This window comes from Sphaerisporangium sp. NBC_01403, from assembly GCF_045040145.1.
Taxonomy (GTDB): Bacteria; Actinomycetota; Actinomycetes; order Streptosporangiales; family Streptosporangiaceae; genus Sphaerisporangium; species Sphaerisporangium viridialbum.
Genome location: NZ_CP109534.1, coordinates 8,845,254 through 8,864,266, shown reverse-complemented (window position 1 = coordinate 8,864,266; position 19,013 = coordinate 8,845,254). Strand labels below are relative to the sequence as shown.

Below are 19,013 nucleotides of genomic sequence, written 5' to 3'. Positions count from 1 at the left end.
CGGAAAGCCCTCCGAGTAAAGTCCCATATAGCGGGGCTAGGAGGGAAAATGGGCAAGGTCCATGAGAAGTTGAACGACCGGCTGCGCGCGTTCATCTCCAAGCAGCCGGTCTACTTCGTCGCGACGGCTCCCGAGCACGGCGGGCACGTCAACGTCTCCCCCAAGGGGTACGCCGACACGTTCGCCGTACTGGACGACACCACGGTCGCCTACCTCGACCTCGACGGCAGCGGTGTGGAGACCATCGCCCACATCCGCGACAACGGCCGCGTGACCATCATGTTCGCCGCGTTCGCCGGCCCGCCCAACATCGTGCGCCTGTACGGGCGGGGCCGGGTCGTCACCCCGCACGACGACGGCTTCGACGATCTCGTCAAGCTCTTCGGCCCGCACCCGGGCGTGCGATCCGTGATCGTCGTGGAGTGCGACCGCATCTCCGACTCGTGCGGCTTCTCCGTACCGTTCATGACGTACGACGAGGACCGCTCGCTGCTCGACGAGTGGGCGCAGCGCAAGGACGTCCAGCAGAAGCGCGCCTACCGCGCCAAGAACAACAGGCAGAGCATCGACGGCCTCCCGGGGCTGACCGCCGACGAGACCGACCCGGTCAACGAGCACTCCTGAGCCGCGACCGGGCTTCGCGGGGACGGGTGGGTCAGCTTGCGCGGGATTGCACGATCAGCAGGATGGCGACCGCCAGCACCGCCGTCGCGACGGCGACCGCCATGGCGATCTTGATGGCGCTGTACGGTCTCTGCCCGATGACCTCGCCGGTACGACCGTTGATGAGCACCTGCCAGGTCCGCCCGCCGTGCAGGTAGCAGGCGATCCACACCGGAAGCAGAACCAGTTTGAAGGTGATGTCGGAGTAGCGGGTGTCGACCGAGGTGACCCGCTGCTCATCACCTCCTATGTCGTGGCGGCAGTCCTGCTCGATCACCTCGGCCATCACGGTCTTCGCCGTGGCGAGCCCCGCCTCCGGCTCGGTGTCGTAGCGCAGGGTCTGATATCCGGCCAGGTAGTCCGGCTGGTACGGCACCACGTGCTCCAGCGGCCATGGCTCCAGCTTGCCCAGCTGTGCTTCCGCCAGGTGCCGGGTGGCGGCGACCAGGACGTCGTCGAAGTCGCGCCGCACGGTGCCACTGGCGGAACGCCAGCGGGTCTTCCTGACCTGCCGTGTCCGGGTCTGTTGCTCACCGTTCACGGTCTCGGTGTAGGTCTCGGTCTCCCAGTAGTGGTCCCCGCGCCGGCCGTCGTAGTCCGAGACCGTCCTGGCGTCGAAGGTCCAGTGCGGCAGGTAGGTGCCCTTGAGCGACTCTGCCTCCGTCACCCTCTTCAGGCTCGTCGGGGCGAACCATCGCGACGACACCCAGCGGCGCAGAGCTGTCCGTACACCGTCATGATCCACCTCGAACGGCAGCACCGCCTCGGGCGCGATCTGGTCGCCCGCAGTGACGTCGGCGACCAGCGGGGCCCCGCAGAACTGGCACATCTCCGACAGAGCACTGCTCTGAGTCCGCGCTCCGCATCTCTCGCAGCCCAGGACATGGCCGTCCACGCCGGCCAGCGGCTTTCGGGGCAGTAGCCCCGCCAGCTCGGCGTATGGATGCTCCCGGACCTGCCTGCCCGCCGCGGCGAGTTGCCGCTGGTGCCCGCAGTACGGGCAGCGCAGGACGGTCGTCCCGGGGACGTACTCGACACGGGCGCCGCATCCCGCGCACGCATACGAGGAAGGCGACCCGGCCGCCGCCGTCTGATCAGTCATGCGCGGGCTCTCTTCTCGGTTCTCGATGCGGCGCCCTCGGCCGTCAGGGGAGGAACGGGAGTCAGGGCTGTGGGAGCGGCGGCGGGGTGCCGGTGAGCAGGTGGGCGATCTCCGGCGCCTGCTGTGCGGGGGCCCATTGGGGCATTCCCGCCTTCCACACCAGCGTGGTCGCGGTGAGGGCGCCGCTACGGACCTGAGCGGCCAACCCTGCCAGGTCGAAGGGGCCCTGTTGCTGACCGCCTATCCCGAGGTACCACTGGTCCCGCACCGGCAGCGGGGGCGGCCCCGCTGAGCCGGCCTGCGCGCCCTGCGTCACCGTCGCGGACGTCGGCTGGGGCGATGCCTGTCCGAGGCCGGCCGCAAGCTGCTGCCCGGCCGCGATGCCCATCCCGAGACCGAGGCCTTCGCCGGCTCCCCCACCGGGGTTGTTCGCGGCGTCCTCCAGCGCGTTGGCCGCCTGGAACCGGGTGTACTGCTGGAGGTCTCCCACGATGCCCATCTGGGTGCGCTTGTCGAGCGCCTGTTCCACCTCGGGCGGGACGGAGATGTTCTCGATGATGAACGTGGGGACGTCGATCCCGACCGAGGAAAGATCCTCGCTGAGTACGCCCGCCAGGCGCACCCCCATGGCGTCCTGGTGGGCCGCCAGGTCGAGCATGGGCACCTGGGCGGTGGCCAGGGCGGTGCCCAGACGGCCGACGATCATCTGTCGCAGGTAGTCGCGCACCTCGTCGGTACGGAACTGCGGGTCGGTGCCGACCAGCTCCTTGAGCAGCTTGGGCGCGTCGACGACGCGGGCGGTGAAGGCGCCGAACGCGCGCAGCCGGACCATGCCGAACTCGGCGTCCCTGACGATGACGGGATTCTGGGTTCCCCACTTCATGTCGGTGAACTGCCGGGTGTTGACGAAGTAGACCTCCGCCTTGAACGGGGAATGGAAGCCGTACTTCCAGCCCTTCAGGGTCGACAGGAGCGGCAGGTTCTGGGTCTCGAGCGTGTACGTGCCTGGAGAGAAGACGTCGGCGATCTGACCCTCGTTGACGAAGACCGCGGTCTGCGATTCCCGCACGACGAGGCGGGCGCCCATCTTGATCTCGTTGTCGTACCGTGGGAAGCGCCAGACGATCGTGTCGCGGCTGTCGTCGAGCCATTCGACGATGTCGATGAACTCGCCTCGGAGTTTGTCGATCAGTCCCACAAGATCTCCCCCAGCCCGCACGGTGCTTTCGACCATGACCCCCGAAAGACCCTAGCAAAGGGCGACTTTTACCACCCTCATTTAATAAGGGTGGAAATACGCCGCTCTCACTGCAAGACGATGGGTCAGCGGCGGTAGCCGGCCATGCTTTCGAGGCGGGCGACGCGGGCGGCCGTGGAGGGGTGGGTCGAGAAGAGCCTTCCGACGCCCGCTCCGCGAAAGGGGTTGGCGATCATCAGGTGGGACGCCGAGGTCAGGCGGCTCTCCTCGGGGAGCGGGAGCCTGCGCGTCCCCAGCTCGATCTTGCGCAGCGCCGAGGCGAGCCCCAGCGGGTCACCGGTGAGCATGGCGCCCGACTCGTCGGCGTGGAACTCCCTGGACCGGGAGATCGCCATCTGGATCATGCCGGCGGCGACCGGCCCGAGGATCATCATCAGCAGGGCGCCGATGTAGCCGGGCCCCTCGTCGTCGTCGGAGCCGCCGAAGAAGACGGCGATGTAGCTGCAGTACGTGATGATCGTGGCGAGCGCCGCCGCGACCGAGGAGATCAGGATGTCGCGGTTGTAGACGTGCGACAGCTCGTGGGCGATCACTCCTCTGAGCTCGCGCTCGTTCAGCATCTGCAGGATGCCGTACGTGACGCAGATCGACGCCCTGCGCGGGTTGCGCCCGGTGGCGAAGGCGTTGGGCTGCATGGTGGGAGAGATGTAGAGCCGCGGCATCGGCTGGCGCGCGTCCGTCGAGAGCTCTCGGACGATGCGGTACAACGCGGGCTGCTCGACCTCGCTGACCGGCCGCGCCCGCATGGCCGACAGGGCGATGCGGTCGGAGAAGAAGTAGGCGATGCCGTTGGTCAGCAGAGCGATGAGGACGGCCAGCTGCACACCGCGGCCGCCTCCCAGCCACGCCCCCGCCGTCAGGATCAACGCGGACAGGGCGCCCAGAAGGACGGCGGTACGCAGGCCGTTGTTGTGCACGCTTCCCCCTCTCGGATGCTGCGCTCTTCCCTGGCAACGTTCGCGGCCTGCTCAAACGTTCCCATCCCTGGTCAGGCTAGGGGTGGGCGCACGTCAGCCGACGGCGGACAGAACCAGCTGCGGCGCGACGGAGAACGCCAGGGAAACGAGGAGCGCCACCGCGACGGCGATCGTCACGGGCCGCACAGGGGTACGCCGCCCCGGCGCGGGGACCGGCTCGGGGGCGAACAGGCGGCCGGTCCAGGCGATGTAGTAGTAGAGCCCGATGACCGTGTTGACCGCCATGACCACGGCCAGCCAGCCCACGCCACCGTGGACGATCTCCCGGAACACGACGATCTTGGCGAACAGCCCGGCGAGTCCCGGAGGCAGCCCGGCCAGGCAGATCAGGAAGAACGCGAGCGCGAGCGCCGCGGCGGGGCTACGGAACGCCAGCCCCCGATAGTCGTCCAGCTCGTTGCGCTGCCTGGTACGGCTCACCAGCATCACGACGGCGAAGGCACCGGCGTTCATCGCCGCGTAGATCGCCAGGTACGCGATGGAGGCCGAGGCGGCCGACCTCCCCGCCACGCCGAGCGGCGCGAGGATGTACCCGGACTGCGCGACCGACGACCACGCCAGCAGCCGTACGGCATGGCGTTGCCGCAGGGCCAGCAGGTTGCCGACGGTCATGGTCAGCGCGGCGAGCACCGCCACGATCGGCGCCCAGAGCCGCGCCTGGCCCGCCAGCGCGATCGTCAGCACGACGATCAGACCGGCGAACCCCGCGGCCTTGGAGATCACGGACAGCAGCGCCGCGACCGGGACGGGCGCGCCCTGGTAGACGTCTCCGGCCCAGAAGTGGAAGGGGACGGCGGCGACCTTGAACGCGAACCCGGCGAGCACGAGCACGACGGCGACCGTCAGCACCCCGCTGGGCACACCGGCCGGCACGTCTCCAGCCACGGGGGGCGAGCCGCTGAGACCGGCGGCTATGCGGTCGAGATGGACGGAACCGGTCAGGCCGTACAAGAGCGAGACGCCGAAGAGCATGACCGCCGTGGAGATGACCGAGACGAGGAACAGCTTCAGCGCCGCCTCGGACCCACGCGCGTCGTACCGCTTCAGGGCCGTCAGGGCGAAGACCGGAAGTGAGACGAGCTCCAGCGCGACGACCAGCATGATCAGGTCGCGGGACGCGGGGAGCGTGACGGCGCCGGTCAGCGCGCACAGCAGCAGGAAGTACCACTCACCTGCGGGGATGCCGCCTTCGGCGAGCTGCGTCCACGACAGGAGGACCACCACCACGGCGGTCGCCAGCACGACGGCGCCGAAGACGAGGGTCAGGTCGTCGACGACGAACGAGCACGACGGCTGCCCACCGGCGAGGCCGGCGGGAACGCAGAACGTACGCGGCCGGGCGCCCTGGACGGCCTGCGCGAGGACGGTCGCCAGCGCGGCCAGCACGCCGGCCAGCGTGACCAGGCCCAGCGTGGGGAGGGTGCGCGGCGTGCGCGGCAGGAACGCGTCGAGCAGGAGCACCAGCCCGGCCACCACCGCCAGGATCAGCGGTGGCGCGATCGCCGCGTAGTCGATGGACTGCGTCATGGCGCTCCCAGGAAGGCCCGGACGGCCGGATCTGTCACGGCGAGGAGTGCCTTCGGCCAGAGCCCCAGCGCCACCGTGAGGACGATCAAGGGGGTCCAGGCGGCCAGCTCGTACGGCGTCACATCCCGCAGCCGCACGGGGTGGACGGACTCGGCCGTCTCGACGAGCGGCTCCTCCGGCGGGCCCACGGCCGGACGGGCGGGTTCGTCGGGCCTGCCGTGGGTGACGCGGGAGAGCATGAGGAGGAAGTACGCGGCGGTGAGCACGGTGCCGACGCCGCCGATGGCCATGAAGACCAGGAAGAGCGGACGGGACAGGCCGGGAGCCGGGCGGAAGGCGCCGAGCAGCGCGAGCATCTCCCCCCAGAACCCCGCGAGTCCGGGCAGTCCCAGCGAGGCGACGCAGGCGAACGTCAGGAGCGACCCGAGGTAGGGCAGGCGGGCGAGCATGCCGCCTCCCAGGCGGGACATCTCCGCCGTGCCGTACCGCTCCTTGATCGCCCCGGCGATGAAGAACAGCAGACCAGTGATCAGACCGTGGGCGACATTTCCGAATAAAGCGGCATTCATCCCGACAGGCGTCAGCGTCGCCAGGCCCAGCAGCACGAACCCCATGTGGCCGACGGACGAGTAGGCGATCATGCGCTTGAGGTCGCGCTGCGCCAGGCACGCCAGCGAGCCGTACACGATGCCGACGACGGCGAAGGCCCCGAGCCAGGGGGCGAGCACCGCGGCCCCCTCGGGAAGGACGGGAATCGCGATGCGCGCGAACCCGTACGTTCCCATCTTGAGCAGCACGCCCGCGAGCAGCACCGATCCGACCGTCGGGGCCTCGGTGTGGGCGGCGGGGAGCCAGGTGTGCAGCGGCCACATCGGCGCCTTTACGGCCAGGCCCACGCCCACCGCGAGGAATGCGAGGATCTGCGCCGCCCTCGGTATGCCGGCGCCGTGCGCGCCCGCCAGCCTGACCATGTCCAGCGTGCCGGTGTGGGCCCAGATCAGGAGCAGTCCGAGGAGCAGTACGGCCGAGCCGAGCAGCGTGTACAGGATGAACTTGACCGCCGCCGCCCTGCGCTCCTTGCCGCCCCAGACCGCGATCACGAAGTACATCGGGATCAGCACGATCTCGAAGAAGACGAAGAACAGCAGCAGGTCGAGCGCGAGGAACGTCCCGATCATGCCGACTTCGAGCACCAGCAGCGTGAACGCCAGCGCGTGGGACCTGCCGCCTTCCGGCTGGTGCCGTACGAGGTAGAGGAAGCAGAGGAACGTAAGCAGCGCGGTGAGCACCACGAGCGGGAGCGATATCCCGTCCACTCCCAGGTGGAACCGGAGGTCCAGGCCGGGGATCCACGCCCGGTCGATCTCGAACTGTGGCCGCGCGGCCCGCCCGTAGTCGAACGACACGGCCATCACGAGGGCCAGCACCAGCGTGACCCCGGACACCACAGGCCCGTACCACCGCAAGAACGCCCCGGAAAGCCGGGCGTCCTCCGGAGAAGCGGGAGGCTGCGCGGGCCGGGTGAGCAGCATGAGGAGGGCCGCACCGGCGAGGGGGACGGCCAGGAGTCCGACGAGGATCACGCTCATCCGAGCACCACCGCCCCGACCGCGATGATCAGCACGCCGGCGAGGACGCCCGTCAGGTAGAGCTGGGCGTTGCCCGTCTGCAGCCGCCGCAGAAGCCCCGCAGCGCCGACCGCGACGCCGCCGGACCCGCGTACCGCGCCGTCCACGACCGTGTCATCCGTACGGGCCACCAGGCGGGCCAGCCACAGGACAGGGACGACGAAGACCCGGTGGTACACCGAGTCCACGTAGAACGCCCGCTCACACGGCACCCGCAGCGGCCCCAGCAGGCGGGCGGGATCGGTCGCCGGATCGGCGCGCCAGGCCGCGTAGACGGCGCCCGCGCCGAGCAGCGCGACGAGCAGGCTGATCACCGCGGACGACCAGTCGACCAGGCCCACCCCGGTGAACCCGAGCAGCAGCGCGGGAACGGCCAGCACGCCGATCGGCCACAGCATCGACGCCGGAGCCTCACGACCGTCCCAGACGTGCGCGACCCCCGGCTCCGGCTCGGGTAGCGCGACGCTCTCGACGCGGCTCCGGCCGAAGAAGGTGCGCAACCAGGCGCGGGTCGCGTAAGCGCCGGTCACGGCGACGGTCAGCAGCGCGCAGCCGTACAGCAGCCAGGCGGCGGCGTCGGTCAGCGGCGCTCCCTCGGCCGCCGCGTGCTCGATGGCGGCCAGCACGGCGTCCTTGCTGAAGAACCCGCTGGCGGGGGGCAGTCCCATCAGGGCGGCGAACCCGACGGTCATGGCGGGGAAGGTCACCGTCATGGAACGCCGGAGGCCGCCCATGTCGGTCATGAGATTCGAGCCGACGGCGTGGATCACCGCTCCCGCGCAGAGGAACAGCAGCGCCTTGAACGCCCCGTGCGTGACCAGGTGGAAGATCGCCGCCTGGTCGGAACCTGCGGCCAGGGCCCCGGCCATGTACGCGAGCTGGCTGATCGTCGAGTACGCGAGCACCCGTTTCAGGTCGTCCTGGGCCAGGGCCGCCAGCGCGGCGCCGAGCATCCCGGCGGACGCCAGCACCGCGAGCAGGTCGAGGGTCGGCCCGGCGCCCAGGAAGGCCGGGTAGAGCAGGGCGACGACGAAGATGCCGGCCGCGACCATGGTGGCGGCGTGGATGAGCGCGCTGATCGGCGTGGGGCCGGCCATCGCGTCCGGCAGCCAGGTGTGCAGCGGCGCCTGGGCGCTCTTGCCCGCGACTCCGAGGAGGAGCAGCATCGTCGCGGTCACCAGCGTGCCGGTGGACATGTCGGGCACTTTCGCGATCACGTCGTCGATCCGGAAGCTGCCGGCGGCGACGCCGAGTGTGAAGATGCCGAACAGGAACCCGACGTCGCCGATGCGCGTGACGAGGAACGCCTTCACCGCCGCCCGCGAGTTCGCCCGGTCCTCCCACCAGTGGCCGATCAGAAGGTACGAGCACAGCCCCATGATCTCCCAGCCCACGTACAGGACCAGCAGGTCGCCGGCGTAGACGACGAGCAGCATCGCGCTGGTGAACACGCTGATGAAGGCGCTGAAGGAGGGGTAGCGCGGCTCGTGGCGCATGTATCCGATCGAGTACACCTGCACGGCCAGCGCCACCACGGTCACCAGGACGGCGATGAGGGCGGCCAGGCCGTCCACCCTGAGCCCGGCGGTGATGGGGATCGCTCCCGTGTCGATCACCGAGAGCGTGCCCTGGACGGCACCGGGAAGCCCGTCACTCCAGAGCGCCGGGCCTTCTCCGTAGGACGCCGCGCCGCGAGGCAGGGCGTCGCCCGCCCAGAGGTACGCCAGAAGCCAGATCGCCAGCGCGGTGGAGATCGCGGTGGGCAGGACGGCGATCCACGCCGCCCTCCTGTAGACGGCGGGCCCGATCGAACCGGGCGGGCCACCACCCCACAGCCGCCGCGTTCCGAGCAGCCCCGCCACCGCCGCCAGGAACGGCAGCAGCACGACGGCGCCGGCCACCCCGATCACGGCGCACCGTCCCTCACCGGTACGGCTCCGCCCTCAGCGGGATCGCCCGTCGCGGGATCGCCTGTCGCCGGATCGCCGGGTTCGGCGAGGTCGCGGACATGGTCGATCTCGACGGTCCGCCGGTTGCGGAACACCGCGAGGACGATCGCCAGGCCCAGCCCGAGCTCCGCGGCGGCGATCACGATGACGAACAGGGTCAGCACCTGGCCCCCGTGGAGCGCGTCCCTGAGCCATACGTCGAAGGCGACGAGGTTCAGGTTGACCGCGTTGAGCATCAACTCCACCGACATCAGCACGAGGATCGTGTTACGCCTGGCGAGCACGCCGTACACGCCGATCGAGAACAGCAGCGCGGCGAGCACGGCGGGATAGACGACGTGCACGTCAGTCCTTTCCGCCGATGTCGGTACGGGAGAGCACGATCGCGCCGATCAGCGCGGCGAGCAGCAGCACCGAGAGCGCTTCGAAGGGCAGCACCCAGTTCCTGAAGATGCTCGCCCCGAGCGACGCGGCGGCGCCACCACCCGGCTCCAACTGGGCGTAGGCGGTGTGGAAGCCCTCGACCACGGTGGTGACGAGTACGGCCGCCGTCGCCACCGAGACCACCAGGGCGGCGACCTTGTTGCCCGAGTTCAGGTCGGTGGACGGGCCGATGGGAGCGCGGGTCAGCATGATGCCGAAGAGCAGCAGCACCACGACCGCCCCGACGTAGATCAGTACCTGGACCCAGGCCACGAACTCGGCGGTGAGCACCAGGTAGCACCCGGCGAGCGCGCCGAACGAGACGACCAGCCACAGGGCCGCGTGCACGATCTGCCGGGTGGTGACGACCAGCAGCGCCGTCCCCGCCGCCACCACACCGAGCAGCAGGAAGACGACCTCCTGCGCGGTGGGCGGCCAGAAGCCCGGTGCCATGGACGTCACGACTCCTCCTGCGCCGTCGGCGGCCAGAAGCCCGGCGCCACCGATATCACGACTCCTCCACCGCCCCGGACGACTCCGGCGGCTCCTCCCCCGTCCCCGATTCCTTGGCCGAGCCGGGGGACTCCTCAGCCCGTGGGGGCGAGGGGGGCTCGGTTGGGGCCGGCTTCTTCGGCAGCGCGCCGGGGGGCCGGATCGCGCGCACGGCGGCGTGGCCTCCGAGGGCGCCACGGCGAGGAGCCGACGGGCCACCGCCAGGCGTGCCCGGTGCCCGCTTCGCGCGGTCCGGCGCCGCATCACCGCTCTGACCTGGCTGGGCCTGTGCCGTGCCGGGGTGGTCGGCGGGGGTGGGGCCCGCGTCACCGGTCTCTGCCGTCGTCGGCCGGTCCGGCTGCGCCGTAGACGGCTGGACGGCTGCCGCACCGCCTCGCTGGAGCGTCTCCGGACGATCGGACTCGGCAGTGTCCGGGCCTCCAGAGGCAGCCGTGTCCGGACGTCCAGAGGTGGCGGGGCGGGTGGGCTTGGTCGTGACGCGTTCGGGGTCCGGGCGGTCGCGGGTGGGACGGGCGGCGCCGCGGGAGGCGGCGGCGACCTCCTTGGGCGGCTCGGCGTTCGGCTCGTGCGGGGGCGGAATGGGGATCGTCTGTACCCATTCGCCGAGCTTGTCCTTCTCGTGCAGGAGGTTGCGGATGTCGTACTCGGCGTACTCGAACTCCGGCGACCAGAAGAGCGCGTCGAACGGGCACACCTCGATGCATATGCCGCAGTACATGCACAGCGAGAAGTCGATCGCGAACCGGTCGAGCACATTGTGGGCGCGCGGACGCCCGCCCTCGGGGGCCGGTGCCGTCTCCTTGTGGGAGTCGATGTAGATGCACCAGTCGGGACACTCCCTGGCGCACAGCATGCAAACCGTGCAGTTCTCTTCGACTAGGGCGATGACGCCGCGACTGCGAGGGGGCAGATCGGGGCGAACCTCCGGGTATTGCTGGGTGTCCGCCCTGCTCAGCATGTGGCGAAAGGTGACGGCCAGACCCTTCGCAAGCCCTTCTCCTGGTATAGGTGCCACGGTTCAACATCATGGCCTACATGGGCGTCCCCGTGAATGCGCAGGGCTCCGTCGTCTCCCGGTTTTCCAGAATCATCACGATTTTGGGGGACTTATCCGGCATGACATGTGGTCCCTCTGGCCGATGCGGGAGGCAAGGGAAGGCCGTATTCTTCGCGTTATGCACCCGACCAACGGCCACGGGGGCCCGGGATCGGGGCCGCCGGGAGGCCCTCCCCCTGAGCCCGGTGATCCGAACGGTCCGACCGCTCCACGGCCCCGCCAACCCGGCCGGCCGTTGCCGGGCCCCACCTCCAGCCCTCAGGCAAGATCCCACCAGGACCAGGGACACGCCCCGTACACGAACCCCCATCCCGACCAGGCGGGGGCCGGGCCGTCATCCCGCCCGAGCCTCGGCCCGCAGCAGGACCGTCCCTCACGGAGCGGTCCCGAGCCAGGCCGCCCGCCGAAGGACCAACGTGACCCCGCGCCGGGGAGCTCGTCCCACGGCCAGCGCGGCACCGGGCCGGGGAGCTCGTCCCACGGCCAGCGCGGCACCGGGTCAGGCGACCCGTCGTACGGTCAGCGCGGCACCGGGCCCGATCGTTCGCCGTACGGGCGGCCGGGGGCCGGTCAAGGACGTTCTCCATACGGACGGCCGGGCCCGGAGCAGGGCCGTCCCCCTTACGCGCCGCCGGACCCCAGGCAGGGCAATGGGCCGTTCCTTCCCCCGCATCCCGGCCAGCACGGTCTCGCGCCGTACAACCGGCCGGCTCCCGGGCCGTACGACACGCGCCGGCCAGGTGACCCCAACGGGCACCTCCCCCAGCCGCCGTTCCCGCCGCACATTCCTCCGCCTCAGCCGCCGAACGGCACCAGCGCGGCGAGCGTCCTCTGGGCTCTCGCGCCGCTCCTCTCGTGCGGGGTCGCGACGCCTTTCACCATCGGGTACGCGGCGGCGAAACTCCGGAGCACGATGCTCGGCCTGTCGGCGGCGATCTACGCCATCGGCATGATCGCTCTCATGGTGGCCGTGGTGACGGACGGCCCCGGCCCCTCACCCGTGTGGCTGACGCTTCTGTCGCTCCTCGGCTCGGGCGGTAGCTGGCTCGGGGGGACGGTCCAGTCGCTGATCATCCGCAAGCGGGTCTTCGACAACTCGGAATCGCCCAACGACCATGCCGTGGCCTTCGCCCAGCATCGTCGCGAGCTCAGACAGCAGGCACGCGACCTGGTCGAACGCGACCCCGCGCTGGCCCGCGAGCTGCGCATCGGCCGCCCCGACCTCCCGCGCCAGTACGACGACGGAGGCCTGGTAGACGTCAACCACGCACCCGCCGAGGTGATCGCGAGCCTGCCGGGGATGACCACCGAGCTGGCGCAACGCGTGGTCCAGGCCAGGGCGGACGTCGGAGGCTTCATCTCCGCCGAGGACGTGTCGATCGCCGTGGACCTCCCTCCCCACCTCACCGCCGACCTGGTGGAACTCACCATCTACCTTCCCTGAGACCAAGCCTCGACCTCAGGACCTGCGGCCCTCAAGCCCTTGACCCCGAGTCCTGGACCCGACCTCTCACGGCTGCTGCCGGCGGTCGGGTCCTGGGAGCCTTGAACTCCGACCACTGCGGGGATCTCCAGCCAGGAACACCTGCCGGCACGGGCCGTCTCTGGCCGGGACCTGTCCGAAAATGCCGGCTGCGATCCTGATTCCTGGCATTCCGCCCTGAACCCCCGGCGGAGACGGACAGCCACCCGGTCACGACCCGGCCCGGAACACCGGCCGGTGCGGACGGTCTCGGGTCGTCGGACCAGATGTGGAAGCACCGGCCTCCCCGACCGGTCTTGAGTCCGGGGATCGTGGGCAGAGGCGGGCGTTCTCGGGAGGTGAGATGCGGCCAGGAAGACCGACCGCGGCGGGCGGTTCTCGGTCATGGGACACGACCTCGGATCCTGGCCCGGCCGGCGGTCTCGGCGAAGTCACCGTGCCAGCAAAAACATGCGTAACACCGGCTATCTCCGTATTCTTCGCGATATGCAGCTAGCCAGGCCCTCCCAGTCCACGACCGCGATCAGCATCGTCTGGGCACTGGCTCCGTTGTTCACCTGCGGGCTCGCCACGCCGTTCACCATCGGTTACGCGGCCTACCGCAAGCGCGCGCCGATGGTCGCGGTCGCCGCGCTGCTGTACTTCCTCAGCCTCTTCGTGCTCTGCGTGATCATTTTCGCCTACAACGACTCGTCGACCTTCCCGGACTGGGCCAGCATCCTCATCGTCCTCGGGCTGTTCACGAACTGGATCGGCGGGCTCATCCACTCCCTGGCCATCCGCTCGGCGATCTTCGCACCGAACGCTCACGGTCACGGCGCCTTCCCGCCGCCCCCGCCGCACGCCTACCGCCCGGCGTCGTACCCGCCGGCACCGTACCCGCCTCACCAGCCACCGCGCCCGTACGCGAACCAGCAGCACCCTGGTACGGCCCCTGGCCAGCACCGCCCCGGCACCGCGCCGAACCAGCAGAGGCCCGGTGCGGCACCGAACCAGCAGCGGCCGAGCGGGGTTCCGAACCAGCAGCGGCCCGGCGCGGCTCCGCAGCGGCATCCGCACCCGGCACCGCAGCCTCCGACACAGCCTCGCCCGCCGCAGGATCAATACGGCCGGCGCTCGCCCCAGGACCAGCACGGCCCGCACACGCCCCAGGACCGGCCCGGTCAGCGCTCGCCGCAGGATCAGGAGCGGTACCAGCAGCGCCCTACGCAGGATCACCGCCAGGTGCCGAACCCGATCACCACGAACCCTCCCGTATCCAGCCAGGCGACGGCCCCCGGCTCAGCCTCGGGAAGCACGCCGGGCGGCGTGCACGGCGCCTCGACACTTCCCACCCAAGCGCCTGGACCACTGCCCGCCGGGGAATCCGACCACATCGGCCGCTACCGGCTGATCGGGAGCCTCGGACAGGGCGGTCAGGGCGCGGTCTACCTGGGCGAGACGCCCGACGGCACGCGAGTCGCGATCAAGGTGCTGCACGCTCGGCTGGCCTCGGAGACCGGCGCCCAGCAGCGGTTCCTGCGCGAGGTCGAGGCGGCCAGGCGAGTCGCGCCGTTCTCCACCGCCCGGGTGATCGACGCCGACATCGCCGATGAGCGTCTCTTCATCGTGAGCGAGTACGTCGAGGGCTCGTCGCTCGAACAGCTCGTACGGGAGCGGGGGCCGCGCGGCCACGACGGACTGGTACGGCTCGCGCTCGGAACGGTCGGGGCCCTCGCCGCGATCCACCGCGCCGGGATCGTGCACCGCGACTTCAAGCCGAGCAACGTCCTGATCGGCGCCGACGGACCCCGAGTGGTGGACTTCGGCATCGCCCGCGTGCTCGACAACGCCACCGCGACCTCCAGCGGCGTGCTGGGCACCCCCGCCTACATGTCCCCCGAGCAGGTCTCGGGAGAGCGCGTCGGACCGGAGTCCGACGTGTTCAGCTGGGCCGCGACGATGATCTTCGCCGCGACGGGCCGTCCGGCCTTTGGAGAGGACAACATCGCGGCCGTGTTCAACCGCATCTTCACCAAACAGCCTGATCTGTCCGCGCTGCCGGACCCGCTGGCCCAGGTGGTCGGAAGATGCCTCGAAAAGCGCCCGGAGAACCGCCCCAGCGCCTCCGACGTCATGCTCGCCATCGTCCACTGACCGTCGCCGCCGCTGTCCTGGTGGAACGCGCCGCTGCCCATAGCGAGCGGGAAATCCCGGGCGTGCACTTTCGCGATGGCCGGTATACCGGAGACGGAACCGTCCGTTATCCATTTCCGCTGGTCAGCGCCAAGTGCCGTTTTCACGGCATATATCGCGGCATGGTCGCAGACGCCGGAACCCACGAGAACCGCAACGAACGTGTGTCGAGTGGTAATTCCGATTTTCACAACCCGGAAGCCTGGTGAGCCGATACGCGCTTCGCTTAGGTTTACAGGCGGTGTCAGCCGTAGAGCGGCGCCGTCGAGGCGGGGAGGAGTTCGCATGGCACCATCCGAGGCCGCGCAGTGCCAGGCGGACATGATCGCGGCCGCCAAGGTGGTGAACGACATCCTCCAGGCGCTCGGCACCGTGCCCCCGTTGTTCGGCGACCACACCTGGCAGGGGCTCTCGGCCGACCAGTGGGCCTCCGGCTGGAACGCTCGAAGAGCCCAGCTCGTCACCTTGCTCAACGCCGTGCTCGCCGAGCAGCCCCAGCTGATCGCCCGGCTCGAAGAGGCGGAGCGCCGGAAGCTCGCGTCGTAGGCCACGGCTGAGAGGGACTAGATGGGCGAGTTCGTAGGGGTCGATCCTGCCAACCTGCGTGAGCTGGCGAGCCGTCTCCAGCGGCTGCACACCCTTCTGGCCGAGCACGGCCCGCTGATCCAGCAGAAGATGCAGAAGTGGGACAGCGAGGTCAGCTTCGCCGCGCTGCCCCGCCTGATCGACGAGGCCCTCAACGACGCCCGTGACATGGACGCGCGCACCACGAAGGCGTACGAACTGGCACGCGAGAAGGGCTGGAGCCCCTTCCAGAACGGCCCCGCCGACGGCCTGGGAGGCACCGCCGGGGGCCTGGGAGGCACGGCCGGCAACCAGAGCGGCGGCCCCGTCGACAGCCTGCTCGCCCTCGACCGCACTCCGCCGCCCATGGTGCGTCTCGACTGGACGACGACCGGGCAGGGCGGCTACCAGGCGAAGCAGGATGCCAAGGCACTCGCCGAAGCCCTCACCACCAAGGACCCCGCACAGGCCCGCAACCGCATCGCCCTCCTGCCGGACAGCCTCGCGCGGCACGCCAACGACAAGGCGTACCTCGCCACGTTCTGGACGGAGGCCTGCCCCCTCGCGCTCCAGGCGGCCAGGGCCCTGTACAACCGGGCGGGCGCGGCGCTGTTCAGCACGGAGAGCGCGAGCCTCCTCCGGGCGCTCGGCGCGTCGCTGGCCTCGGCGACCCAGATGCGCGTCGGCACCGGCAAGGACAGACGGCCCCTGCTGTCCGAAGCGACCCGAGCGGCGATCACCAAGAACGCCGACCCCTGGTCCGTCGGCATGCTCTTCAAGTACGGCCCCGACGGCAAAACCTGGGACTCCCACTTCCTCGCCGACATAACCCGCTCCATGCTCGACGCCCGAGCAAGCGGCAAGATCGAGGTGCCGCTCCCGACCTTCACCGCCAAGGATCCGTACGACGCTGGGAACCGCAATTTCGGCGATCCGAAGCTCCAGGCGGAGTTCGACCCGGTCGTCGCCGTCCTTGATCGGGCGGCCGAGAACGGGCAGGCCGCGCGACACGTGCTCGGCGATCCCTCCTCGGGCTTCAAATACGCCAAGATGCTGGTCAACGACCAGTGGCACACGCAAGGGAGCACCACGGACGCGTTCGCCAAGTTCGCCCGCGGTCCCGTGCCCACTCAGCTCAACAACCAGGTCGACCTCAGCTCGCACGCCGCCGAATTTCTCAAGGCGGCCGTATCAGCCGGCCGGGGCGCCTCCGATGACGCAAAGGAATCGGCCTGGTCCGTCGTCAACATCGTCAAGGCGACCTCCGAGTTCTCCAAACTCCACCCCGACACCACCCTCCCCAACGAAATCCGCAAATCCCTCATCTTCACCGCCGACCGCTACCTCCCGGACTTCGCCACAGGGGTGAGCCGTCCCTACGGATCGGGTGCGGTTCCTCTTGGAGAAGTCAAAGGAAATCCCTGGATCTCCATCATCGATGGTTCCGAGCTGACGGCCTTCTTCGACCAGGCACTACACGACCCAAAGGAGTTCGGGGCGTTCAAGGGCATGTTGGACGCACGGATCTCCACCGCTGTTGCCGCGACCGTCAAGGATCCATCGGACGCGAACTATGTCGGCGAGATGGCAGGGATCTATGGCTTGATCGAGCGCATCCAGAGCGATCGCAAGTTCGCGGACGCCCAGTTGAAGGACGAGCAGGCAACGCGGAACCAGACCGCGCTCGCGGCGCTCACCAGTGGATTCGGAGCGCTCAGCTTCAGCAATCCGTGGGGACCTGGGGTCATCGCACAGTTCCTCACCGGGGTCACGACTCCGTCGTTGAGTGAGACCTTCGACAGCGGCCACGCGTTGCAAGCCATCAAAGACAATGCCGACGGCTTCAGGAAGCAGGTTTTCCACGTCGAAATCCCGGTGGTTCAGGGATTGATCAATGCCGGCGTCCTGCACCCACCGAAAGACGCCACATGGGTGAGCGACGGCCACCTGTCTCCCAACCCGTCTTTCACCGCCTGGCTCAGCCGGCACGCACAGACGAGATATGGCGAGAAGACTCTCGAGGCGTGGGTCAAGGAGGCGCAAGAGGCGATGAGGTTGCAGCAGTGAGCCCAGGCCGGAAGACATGGATGACGCTGCCGGCCTTCGCCCTGCTTCTCACGGCCTGCGGCCCAGAGAAGCAGCAGCCGGCGGACAGCGACCTTGCTCGTCGTGGTCCAGCCCTGGTAGCGGTGACACAGTGTTTCATTGACCACCACTTGGTGCCCGCGAGTGAGCTTCAAGGACGCTCGTGGCTGGACAAGGGGAAGATCAAACCGGACCCCGGCTTCACCGCTTGGGTCAGCACCCACGCGGACACTGTTTACCGGGGTAAGACACTGCACACCTGGGAAGATGAAGCCACCGCCGCCTGGCCCAACTGGCAGTGCCCGCTCTGAAGGTCGCTCATAGAGTGCCCCAAGAAGGCGGCCATCGAGGACGTGAGTGCCGCCTGCGCCCCGGAGCGCTCCAGGTGGGCAAGGCCGGTCGGCCTGCCGCTGCGCCGCTTCCCGTTCGAACGTACGGCCGACGGGCACGAGGCGGTGGAGTCCGGCACGGTCGGCAAGGCTCTCATCGACCTCGTCTGAGGTGCGGCCTGATCCGCGCCGCACGAGCACAGGAGGTCCGCCTTCGTCCCCGGTCGTCGCCCGTCGATGATGGGATCGACCAGCAGCCCTGCCGCGCGCGGCTATGCCGGGGTCCTGAGGCCTTCGTTGCGGGCTAGCCAGGACGCGTAGTGGGGTCGTTCGCCGATGGCGTCGCGGTGTGCCTGGGTGGCGAACTCGGCCAGTTCCTCGGCGCGGTCGGCCAGCGGGCCGTCGCGGCGCCAAGCCACCAGGTGCCGCAGCCACAGCGGGGTGCCGGCGATCGGGCGCACCACGATCCCCGGACCGTCCGGCACCGTGGCCTGGCAGGGTGACACCGCGTGCCCGCCGGCGACGAGCTGCCGGATCATCGCCTGCTCGGTCATGCTGTGCGGCACGCGGGGTGAGAAGCCCGCGTCCTGGCAGGCGGCGTACACGCACTCGGGCCAGCCCACCCCGTCCGGCGGGGAGAGCACCCAGTCGTCGTCCGCGAGATCGGCCAGCCGCACCTCCTCCTCGCCCGCGAGCGGGTGTGCGCTGCTCATGAGGATGAAGACCGGCTCGGTGACCACCAGCCGCATGCCGATCGACGGCGGGGCGGACAGCTCGTTCCCGGGGTAGTCGACGAGGGTCGCCGCGTCCAGCCGGCGGGAGATCAGCAGGTCGAGGAGGAGCCTCGGGGAGTACTCGGTGTGCACGGTGATCGACACGCCGGGGACCTCGAAGAGCCGGCTGAGCAGGCCGGACAGCAGGGGCGTCACATATCCGCCGATGCGGGCGACGTCCGACCGGCGCGCGTCGGCGCCTGATCCGGTGACCAGTTCGTCCACGGTGAGCAGGATGGACCTGGCCCGGGTGAGCACGAACTGGCCGAACGGCGTCGGGGTGATGCCGAGGCGGCCCCGGCGGAAGAGCTGCCCGCCGAGCGCACCCTCGACCCGCTGAAGCTGCGCCGTGAGCGCGGGCTGTGACACGCCGATGGTGCCGGCCGCCCTGCTCAGACTTCCGGCGTCGGCGATGGCACAGATCACGCGCAGGTGGCGGAGCTCAAGCTGCACTTCCGCCCCTCCTTTCACCGCTATAACCCGCGGACTATATCTCTTTGGGATTAG

General features: G+C 69.8%; 17 protein-coding genes. 7 read left to right on the top strand and 10 right to left on the bottom strand.

Annotation, left to right across the window (positions count from 1 at the left end; translation table 11 throughout):
- The first annotated feature begins 48 nt into the window (after positions 1-48).
- Positions 49-624, top strand: a complete 576-nt coding sequence (locus OG589_RS39955; protein ID WP_405143820.1) for a pyridoxamine 5'-phosphate oxidase family protein — start codon at positions 49-51, stop codon at positions 622-624.
- A gap of 31 nt (positions 625-655) precedes the next feature.
- Here the strand turns inward: OG589_RS39955 and OG589_RS39950 are convergent, their stop codons facing one another.
- From OG589_RS39950 to OG589_RS39910, 9 genes are all read right to left on the bottom strand, one after another.
- On the bottom strand, positions 656-1,765 hold the full coding sequence (locus OG589_RS39950) for a hypothetical protein (RefSeq protein ID WP_405143819.1): 1,110 nt from the start codon (positions 1,763-1,765) through the stop codon (positions 656-658).
- A 61-nt stretch (positions 1,766-1,826) separates the two neighbouring features.
- Entirely contained in the window at positions 1,827-2,963 is a 1,137-nt protein-coding gene (locus OG589_RS39945; RefSeq protein WP_405143818.1) for an SPFH domain-containing protein, read from the bottom strand.
- A gap of 125 nt (positions 2,964-3,088) precedes the next feature.
- Positions 3,089-3,940: a zinc metalloprotease HtpX gene (gene htpX, locus OG589_RS39940; RefSeq protein ID WP_405143817.1), complete on the bottom strand. Its 852-nt coding sequence runs from the start codon at positions 3,938-3,940 to the stop codon at positions 3,089-3,091.
- Between the two features lie 93 nt (positions 3,941-4,033).
- Positions 4,034-5,527: an NADH-quinone oxidoreductase subunit N gene (locus OG589_RS39935; RefSeq protein WP_405143816.1), complete on the bottom strand. Its 1,494-nt coding sequence runs from the start codon at positions 5,525-5,527 to the stop codon at positions 4,034-4,036.
- The gene (locus tag OG589_RS39930) at positions 5,524-7,116 is read right to left on the bottom strand and encodes a NuoM family protein (RefSeq protein ID WP_405143815.1); all 1,593 of its coding nucleotides are present in this window, start codon (positions 7,114-7,116) and stop codon (positions 5,524-5,526) included. The genes OG589_RS39935 and OG589_RS39930 overlap by 4 nt, the downstream gene beginning before the upstream one ends.
- On the bottom strand, positions 7,113-9,065 hold the full coding sequence (locus OG589_RS39925; protein WP_405143813.1) for an NADH-quinone oxidoreductase subunit L: 1,953 nt from the start codon (positions 9,063-9,065) through the stop codon (positions 7,113-7,115). Before OG589_RS39925 ends, OG589_RS39930 begins: the two co-directional genes overlap by 4 nt.
- Positions 9,062-9,448 (bottom strand): NADH-quinone oxidoreductase subunit NuoK, encoded by a 387-nt coding sequence (gene nuoK / locus OG589_RS39920; protein ID WP_405143812.1) that lies wholly within the window; start codon positions 9,446-9,448, stop codon positions 9,062-9,064. Before nuoK ends, OG589_RS39925 begins: the two co-directional genes overlap by 4 nt.
- Before the next feature lies 1 nt (position 9,449).
- Positions 9,450-9,980 (bottom strand): NADH-quinone oxidoreductase subunit J, encoded by a 531-nt coding sequence (locus OG589_RS39915; protein ID WP_405152218.1) that lies wholly within the window; start codon positions 9,978-9,980, stop codon positions 9,450-9,452.
- A gap of 55 nt (positions 9,981-10,035) precedes the next feature.
- Positions 10,036-10,998 (bottom strand): 4Fe-4S binding protein, encoded by a 963-nt coding sequence (locus OG589_RS39910; RefSeq protein WP_405143810.1) that lies wholly within the window; start codon positions 10,996-10,998, stop codon positions 10,036-10,038.
- A gap of 334 nt (positions 10,999-11,332) precedes the next feature.
- Here OG589_RS39910 and OG589_RS39905 point away from each other — a divergent pair, with 334 nt between their 5' ends.
- The 6 genes from OG589_RS39905 (at position 11,333) to OG589_RS39880 (ending at position 17,904) form a co-directional block, all read left to right on the top strand.
- Entirely contained in the window at positions 11,333-12,541 is a 1,209-nt protein-coding gene (locus tag OG589_RS39905; protein ID WP_405143809.1) for a helix-hairpin-helix domain-containing protein, read from the top strand.
- 525 nt (positions 12,542-13,066) lie between these two features.
- Entirely contained in the window at positions 13,067-14,716 is a 1,650-nt protein-coding gene (locus tag OG589_RS39900) for a protein kinase domain-containing protein (protein ID WP_405143808.1), read from the top strand.
- A 324-nt stretch (positions 14,717-15,040) separates the two neighbouring features.
- Positions 15,041-15,301: a hypothetical protein gene (locus OG589_RS39895; protein WP_405143807.1), complete on the top strand. Its 261-nt coding sequence runs from the start codon at positions 15,041-15,043 to the stop codon at positions 15,299-15,301.
- A 21-nt stretch (positions 15,302-15,322) separates the two neighbouring features.
- Positions 15,323-17,386, top strand: a complete 2,064-nt coding sequence (locus tag OG589_RS39890; RefSeq protein ID WP_405143806.1) for a hypothetical protein — start codon at positions 15,323-15,325, stop codon at positions 17,384-17,386.
- 20 nt (positions 17,387-17,406) lie between these two features.
- Positions 17,407-17,715, top strand: a complete 309-nt coding sequence (locus OG589_RS39885; RefSeq protein WP_405143805.1) for a hypothetical protein — start codon at positions 17,407-17,409, stop codon at positions 17,713-17,715.
- 42 nt (positions 17,716-17,757) lie between these two features.
- Entirely contained in the window at positions 17,758-17,904 is a 147-nt protein-coding gene (locus OG589_RS39880) for a hypothetical protein (protein WP_405143804.1), read from the top strand.
- Positions 17,905-18,005: 101 nt separating this feature from the next.
- Here the strand turns inward: OG589_RS39880 and OG589_RS39875 are convergent, their stop codons facing one another.
- Complete coding sequence (locus tag OG589_RS39875; protein WP_405143803.1) at positions 18,006-18,959, bottom strand: LysR family transcriptional regulator; 954 nt, start codon at positions 18,957-18,959, stop codon at positions 18,006-18,008.
- Positions 18,960-19,013 lie beyond the last annotated feature (54 nt).